At 46.1% G+C, this 4,579-nt stretch carries 3 protein-coding genes; 1 reads left to right on the forward strand and 2 read right to left on the reverse strand.

Annotated features, from left to right (window positions below):
• The first annotated feature begins 361 nt into the window (after positions 1-361).
• Positions 362-1,288 (forward strand): L-lactate dehydrogenase, encoded by a 927-nt coding sequence (locus ACI4WN_RS08960; RefSeq protein ID WP_439777877.1) that lies wholly within the window; start codon positions 362-364, stop codon positions 1,286-1,288.
• 118 nt (positions 1,289-1,406) lie between these two features.
• On the opposite strand, the gene ACI4WN_RS08965 is transcribed toward ACI4WN_RS08960, so the two are convergent.
• Both ACI4WN_RS08965 and ACI4WN_RS08970 read right to left on the reverse strand, forming a co-directional pair.
• On the reverse strand, positions 1,407-2,345 hold the full coding sequence (locus ACI4WN_RS08965) for an ROK family glucokinase (protein ID WP_439777878.1): 939 nt from the start codon (positions 2,343-2,345) through the stop codon (positions 1,407-1,409).
• Between the two features lie 363 nt (positions 2,346-2,708).
• Positions 2,709-4,316 carry an NERD domain-containing protein gene (locus ACI4WN_RS08970; protein ID WP_439777879.1) on the reverse strand — a complete coding sequence of 536 codons (1,608 nt, stop codon included), beginning with the start codon at positions 4,314-4,316 and terminating at the stop codon, positions 2,709-2,711.
• Positions 4,317-4,579 lie beyond the last annotated feature (263 nt).

Here is a 4,579-nt window from a genome sequence, read left to right on the forward strand (position 1 = left end):
ATCTTACTCAAGTACGAAAAAAGCTGCTCACGATCTTACTCAAGTACGGAAACAGCTGCTCACGATCTTACTCAACTGAACCTTCTACTCAAGTAGTTGAGTAAATTTTGGGCCGGCATCTTGGCTACTTGAGTATGTTTGTGTGCAGCTTTTTTTAAAAAACGATTTACTTGAGTAAACTTTGGGCAGCTGGAACAGTTACTTGAGTCACTTTTTGTGCAAGTTGCGGCAACCCACATCGCTCCAAACAAAAAACTTGCCCAAGACTGGATGATACCTAATAGTTATTAGCATTTTTTCCGAAAAAGTTCAGTATAATAGAATAAAGAATTACGAAATACTATCTCTTAGGAGGCAAAAAATGACCAGAAAAGTGTTATTAGTCGGCGACGGTGCGGTTGGCTCCAACTTTGCCAACGACCTGCTGCAAGCTACTCACGTGGATGAATTAGTCATCTGCGACCTGTCAAAAGACCGGGCAACTGGCGACAGCTTAGACCTAGAAGACATTACCTACTTTACCGGCAACACCCAAGTGCACGCTGGCGAATACAGCGACGCGCATGACGCGGACGTGGTTGTGATCACAGCCGGCGTCCCCCGCAAGCCAGGCGAAAGCCGCTTGGACCTGGTAAAGAAGAACGCAGCCATCTTAAAGAGCATCGTCGACCCAATAGTTGCCTCCGGCTTTAAGGGGATCTTCGTGGTTTCCGCTAACCCGGTTGACATCCTAACCACCCTGACTCAGAAATTGTCTGGCTTCCCGAAGAACCGAGTAATCGGGACCGGGACGTCACTTGACTCAGCCCGCCTGCGGGTCGAAATTGCTAAAAGGCTCAAGGCTCCCATTGAAGAAGTCAATGCCTGGGTTTTGGGCGAGCACGGCGACAGCAGCTTTGAAAACTTCTCTAGCGCCGTCGTTAAGGGCAAAAAGCTGCTCAGCTACCCAGAAATCACCCCAGAGGCCTTAGAAGAAATCGAAGCCCACGTCCGGCAAAAGGGCGGTGAAATCATTGCCAAAAAGGGCGCAACTTACTACGGGGTTGCCCTAATGCTGGCTAAGATTGTGGCAACGATTTTAGACAACCACGACCTGGCCCTGCCCCTGTCAGCCCCAATCAACGGCGAATACGGCATTGAAGGCGAACTTTACTTAGGCACCCTGGCCATCATTAACGGTCAAGGGATCAGCCACGTTTTGGAATTACCATTAAACGAAGAAGAAACTGCCAAGATGCAGGCCTCGGCCAAGACCATGCAAGAAACACTGAAGCAGCTGGAAGAATAAAGAAAAGGTCATTAGATCCATAGATCTAATGACCTTTTTGCATAGAGTTAAAGTCCCTTGATTAGATAAAAAGCTCGCTAGATTACCTAGCGAGCTTTTAGCTATACTATTCACTTTTTTACAGAACCATCTTCACAGCACCGTACATCCCGGCATCGTTGCCAAGCTTAGCCAAAGCAAATTCTGCACCTTCTGAAGCGTGGAAGGCTGCAGCTACAAAGTGCTTTTGCACAGTGTCAATCAAGATTTGGCCAGCCTTGGAAACCCCGCCGCCGATAACGTAAACTTCTGGGTCGAAGACGCAGGATACTGAAGCTAAAGCAGTACCTAAAGTTTCACCAACAAAGTCTACGATTTCTAAGGCCAGCTTGTCGCCATCCTTAGCGCAGTCAAAGACCGCCTTAGCATCAGGATCTTTAATATCTCTTAAAGCAGATGGCTCGTTGCTGCTCGTCAAGACTTCCTTAGCTCTTCTAGCAATCCCCGTTGCAGAAGCGTATTGTTCCAGGTGCCCCTTCTTGCCGCAGCCGCAAAGCTGAGTTTCTTCCTTATTAACCAAGAGGTGACCGATTTCACCAGCTGCCCCAAAGGCACCGGCAATAATCTTCCCGTCGGAGATAATGCCGCCGCCGACACCAGTCCCCAAGGTAACCATGACAACGTTTTGGTGGTTTTCACCGCCACCTTGCCACATTTCACCAAGAGCAGCGGCGTTGGCATCGTTAGCAACCTTAACTTCGCTGATCCCAGTCAAAGTGCGCACTCTTTCAGCAACGTTGAAGACGCCCCAGCCCAGGTTAACGCAGCGGTTTACGATTTCGTCATCCAGGATTGGGCCTGGAACGTCGATCCCGATACCGGCAACGTCTTCCTTGCCGATGCCCAGTTCGTCGATCTTGGCTGCAAGAGAATCTGCGATGTCTGGCAGGATCTTCGTGCCGTTAGCTTCTTTTCTAGTTGGGATTTCCCACTTTTGCGCCAGCTTGCCACTAGCTTCAAACAAGCCGATCTTAACCGTCGTACCACCAATGTCTACGCCAAATGCATATTTCTTCAAGATAATTGCCTCATTTCATTTGTCCATTTTTCAACTAGTACTATTATAAGGAAAAAAGGCGAATGCTGGAAGCGTTTGAACCATTATTTTTGGGCTAAGCGGTATTAGTTACCGGTAACATGACGGGGCTTCGATTGTCTGAGTCTCCTAGATATATTATCTACTTTTGTCTAAGTCTCCCCGGTGTATCATCTACTTTTTGCCAGGTCTCCCCGATATATCATCTACTTTTTTAAAAAAGCTTCCAGACTACTAGATGATATACTGGGGAGACCTCATGTCCGGCGGTTGATAGACAAAGGAGACCTCACATCGAGCAGTTGATAGACAAAGGAGCCCCACGCCGTCACCGGACCACACCCACTAACCATAGAAGTTCTTTTCGAAGATTTCCTTAGCTAGTTCCTTATCTTGATTAGTCAGAGCTGGATTGCAGTCAATATTGCGCAAATACTTTTCCTTACGGTCAAAGGCTAGCCACTTTTCAGGATTGCTTTTAGCAAAGGAAAAACTGATCCCCACAATCTTGTTAGACCGACCCCGCTTAAGCTCATAGGTCAGATTTTTGAAAAAAGGAACCAGATAAAGGAGAGCCCGATCAATCATTTTTACTACAGCATAGTTTGGATAGCACTCAGGCATCCCCAAGTATTGTCGCAGTTCCTGAAATGAAGGCTGGTAAATCCCTACTTCCGCAAACTGGACGAGCTTTCGAAATAAGGACTTGGCGTTGGACGACTTGATGTTTTTGAACAAAAAGCTATTCCATGAAGTAAAGTCGCTGCTGTAATTGTTAAAAAGCGGCAAATACCGACCATTGGCCACTACCGTTAATTTTCCGTCTTTGTAATTTACCTGCTGAAAAAGCGGCATTACCTGCATCGCTTCAGCCAGCCCACTAACCGCTCGGTCCAGCTTGGCATGCACCCGAATGCGGTGGTCAATCGCCTTATTCAGCTCATTTGCTGAAATTTCAAGTTGCGTTTGCCCCTGACCAAAAAGCCGCGCCACAATCTGCCAAAAGAAATTTTGCTGGTTGCAAGTCAGTCTTCCTAAAGGGGCATCATTCAAAGCCAAATTATAGGTGACGTTTTGTTCAATTGGCACATGATAGCGTACTGCTTGATCCATCTGAACCAGCTGGTCCAAATCCGGCTGGGTTAGCTGCAGTCGGATATTATTTGGATAGCTTCTCTTGTTAAAAAGCCGACTGTTTCTAATAACTTGTTCAATTAGCTTGATCTGCTTTGGTGCTAGCGAGTACGGGTTAAAGCCTTCATCGATCAACACGTTCAGGTAGTCCAAGTTGACCGCCGTAGCGCCATAAGTTGGCAGCTTTTCTAAGTTATTGATGCCAAAATCCTGATTGCTGTTACGTGAAACAATCACAATAACATTTTTAATTAGCCTCTGGTGCACTGGAATTCCCGCTGCTAGCAGTGCCTTTCGAACGGCATTTCTATGGTAGCTGATTTGACTGTAGATGTCTGGCGCGAGACTTTTAAAATTAAAAGTACTGTCGTACAGACTTCTCGTCTTAACTTCGATACAGTAAATCCCAGTATTGGTGACAACTAGGTTATCGATTTGGTTGTCAAAAGTCCGATACTGCTGACCATATTCATAAGGCAGAACTACATTGCGAAAAACAGCGTTTGAGTCATTGACTACTTTTTTCATTGCTTGGTCAACTAGACGCTCACCAGCATCTCCAGCCACCAGATTCTCAACGTTGCTTAGCTGATCCTGTGATAAGACTGGCTTAAGAGTGCCACCACTTAACTTGTTGTAGCTAGTCTGAACCTTGTTGATCCACTTGAGCTTGCTGATATTGTCAGCCGACAGCTGAACCTGGAGGTTGTAGTTCGGGTTGTACCGCCGCTCGAGTGCAAGTGCCGATGCCACGACATCGTCATTGCTGATTTTTTCTTCTTCGGCGGTTACAAACCACCTTTGTAGATGTGAGTTCATTTTTCAGTCTCCTTGTTTTGTAAAAGAATTTGCTCTTCGAAAAATACCCCCCACTTTTTATTACGCCAAAAAAACGATTTTTACCGAAAAAAGTACGAAAAAAATTTTTTGTAAGAACGAAAGGGGCTCAGAAGACTGAATTAGGCCTCCTGAGTATATCATCTACTTTTGTCGTGGTCTCCTGGATATATTATCTACTTTTTGCCAAGTCTCCCCGATATATCATCTACTTTTTGCCAGGTCTCCCCGATATATCATCTACT

Source organism: Lactobacillus sp. (assembly GCF_051893255.1).
In the GTDB taxonomy this organism is placed as follows: domain Bacteria; phylum Bacillota; class Bacilli; order Lactobacillales; family Lactobacillaceae; genus Lactobacillus.

Bases quoted from the DNA above. Each gene is read 5' to 3' on its own strand.
- ACI4WN_RS08960 (WP_439777877.1), top strand. From the start codon at position 362: ATGACCAGAAAAGTGTTATTAGTCGGCGACGGTGCGGTTGGCTCCAAC.
- ACI4WN_RS08970 (WP_439777879.1), bottom strand. From the start codon at position 4,316: ATGAACTCACATCTACAAAGGTGGTTTGTAACCGCCGAAGAAGAAAAA.